This window comes from Tateyamaria pelophila (assembly GCF_019966495.1).
GTDB classification, from domain to species: Bacteria; Pseudomonadota; Alphaproteobacteria; order Rhodobacterales; family Rhodobacteraceae; genus Tateyamaria; species Tateyamaria pelophila.
Genome location: NZ_JAIMIA010000255.1, coordinates 1 through 2,632, shown reverse-complemented (window position 1 = coordinate 2,632; position 2,632 = coordinate 1). Strand labels below are relative to the sequence as shown.

Sequence of the window (2,632 nt, the reverse complement as noted above, 5' to 3'; positions counted from 1 at the left end):
GCAAAAGACCTGGCGTCCCTCCATGGTGGGATAGGCTTATATTTTGCTTTGGTTTTTGCCTTTGGGGGATTCCCATGATGCCCGAGATTTGGTATGTAATGGCATGAGTAAGACCCTTCCAAATCTGGCTAATCTGCCCCCTGAAGTGCAGGCGTTATTTGCCGCGCAAGCGGCAGAATTGGGCCGTAAGGATGCAGAGATGTTGGGCCTATCGCTGAGCCATGCAGCAGCGCAGAAACGCCTCAAGGATGAGATGGCATCCGTGGGCGCGGCCCTGAGTGTCGAGCGCACCGCACATGCGCGCGCCATCCAGAACCGAGACACCATCATCGCCGATCTGCGCCTGCAACTTCACGGTCACAACAAGCACCGCTTTGGCTCAAAGTCGGAAAGCAGCGCACAGTTGGTGCTGGAGTTGATCCTTGAAGAACTTGAGATCGAACAAGCTGCTGAGACGGATGATGAAGATGCGTCATCTGACGCAGACGCCAAGCCGCCCCGCACGCCGCGCAAGCGCAAACCTTTCCCAAAGGGGCTGAAGCGAGTCCAAAAGACCATCACCCCCAGTGACGCCTGCACCGATTGCGGCGGCAGCTTCAAAGTGCTGGGAACCGATGTGATGGAAGAGTTGGAGTATGTGCCTGGCTATTACATCGTGAACCAACTTGGACGCCCGCGTCTGGCCTGCACCTGTTGTGAAGCAGTCGTCCAAGCCGAGATGCCAAGCCGCCCCATTCCAAAGAGCTTTGTGGGCCCCGCGCTGATGGCCCACATCCTGTGCTGCAAATACGGCTATCATCTGCCGCTGTATCGCCAGAGCCAGATGTTTGCCAATGAAGGCATTGATCTGAGCGGGTCGCTCATGGCGGGATGGGTTGGTAAATGCAGCAAGCTGCTGGAACGCGTCTCAGATGCAATCCGCGATCACGTCTTTGAGGCGCAGGCGATCTTCATGGACGACACAACGGTCAAGCTGCTCCAGAAGGGCAATGGCAAAGGAAAGAACAAGACCAAAACAGCGCGGCTGTGGGTCTACGCCAGAAAAGAAAATACTTGGGCCAGCGGAACACCACCTGCGGTGTGGTACCAATTCTCCACCAGCCGTGGGGCGGAGCATCCCAGTCAGCATCTGGCGACCTACGAGGGCTTTGCCCACGCGGACGCCTATGCTGGGTATAATGACGCCTACCGAACGGGACGCATCAAAGAGATGGCCTGCATGGCCCATGTGCGACGTGAGTTCTTTGACCTTTATGAAAGCACAAAGCTGCCTGTGGCAGGCGAAGCTGTGCTGCGGGTCAAGAAGCTCTATGGTGTTGAGACGCAAGCGCGGTTCCTGCCAGCATCTGAACGCGTGTCCCTGCGTCAGGAATACGCTAAGCCGATCTTTGACGACCTAGAGGTTTGGCTCAAAGAGCAACTGGGCAAGATATCCAGTAAGACGCCGCTGGCCAAGGCGATCAAATATGCGCTTGCGCGCCTGCCAAAGGCACGGCCCTATCTTGATCACGGATTTCTTGAGCTGGACAACAACACAGCTGAGAACGCAGTGCGCCCTGTGGCCGTTGGACGTAAAAATTATCTATTTATGGGATCAGAAGCAGGTGGAAACTCCGCCGCCATCGCATACACCCTCATCGAAACCGCCAAGATGAACAAGGTAAACCCCGAAGCCTGGCTCGCGTGGGTGCTGGAACGCATCCAGGATCATCCAGCCAACCGTATCAACGATCTCATGCCGTGGGCCTATCAGGAAATGATCGAGGCGCAGGAACAAAGCGCTATAGCGGCATGATCAGTCCCCGTGCTTCAGAGCCATCCCCAGAGCAAGGTGATCTGTTTGAAGATCGCGGGCCTTGCTATGGGCCAGGCACCCCGCAGCAGGATATGGGCGATGGAAATCTTGAAGGTTTGTCCGACAAAGACCTCGTCGAGAAGACAGCCAAGGCTACACTGTCCAACGTCGACCTGCTGTGCGCGATGATTGTGGAACGGGGTTTGGGAGATATAGCCGTTCCGGGTCTCGTTGCACTTTGGAACCGGTTCAAGGGGTTCGGAATTGCGACCCCTTTGCCAGAACAAAAGCTTGCCTTGGAAACTCTCAGCGTCATTGGGAATGAAGCTGCAAAAAAAGAAATCAGCAAGATCCTTGCCGCACAGGACTTGCCAGACAGCTTGCTCCCGTTTGTGTTGCAAGCCGCTGTGAGCGTAGGCTTGAACCTGCCTCAGGCACAAATTTTGCCATGGCTGGAACACGACGCACCAACAGTCCGGGCCCAAGCCTTCACCCTTATACAATCAAGCAACCCGCAGAGAAGTACTTTGGAAATCGGGTTCAGTGATCCAGACCCTTCAGTCCGACGAGCCGCTCTGACAGCGGCGGGGAATCTGGGCCATACCAGCGCAAGGGCAGGATTGCTTGCTGAGTTCCGCAAAAATCCAACCAGTCAAACGATCCAAGCGCTCTTATCTATCGCCGATGACGACATCACTGTTGAAATCGGAAGATACGCATTGGAAAATCCGCCTCACCAGGCCCTCATCGCAAGTGAATTCGAGGAACTGGATACACCCAAGACTCAAAAGTTGGCCCAACGTATCAACGATCAGATGAAACAGCGTTGATGTTTAC

At 55.2% G+C, this 2,632-nt stretch carries 2 protein-coding genes; both read left to right on the top strand.

All coding sequences use genetic code 11. The features are described from left to right. Nucleotides 1-103 precede the first annotated feature (103 nt). Nucleotides 104-1,795 carry an IS66 family transposase gene (tnpC, locus tag LC354_RS27305; RefSeq protein WP_223429079.1) on the top strand — a complete coding sequence of 564 codons (1,692 nt, stop codon included), beginning with the start codon at nt 104-106 and terminating at the stop codon, nt 1,793-1,795. After that, nucleotides 1,792-2,625, top strand: coding sequence for a hypothetical protein (locus LC354_RS27300; protein ID WP_223429078.1), 834 nt, complete (start codon nt 1,792-1,794; stop codon nt 2,623-2,625). The genes tnpC and LC354_RS27300 overlap by 4 nt, the downstream gene beginning before the upstream one ends. Nucleotides 2,626-2,632 lie beyond the last annotated feature (7 nt).

Excerpts from the sequence above, each read along its gene's own strand:
- LC354_RS27300 (WP_223429078.1), top strand. The coding sequence starts at position 1,792 with ATGATCAGTCCCCGTGCTTCAGAGCCATCCCCAGAGCAAGGTGATCTG.
- tnpC (WP_223429079.1), top strand. The coding sequence starts at position 104 with ATGAGTAAGACCCTTCCAAATCTGGCTAATCTGCCCCCTGAAGTGCAG.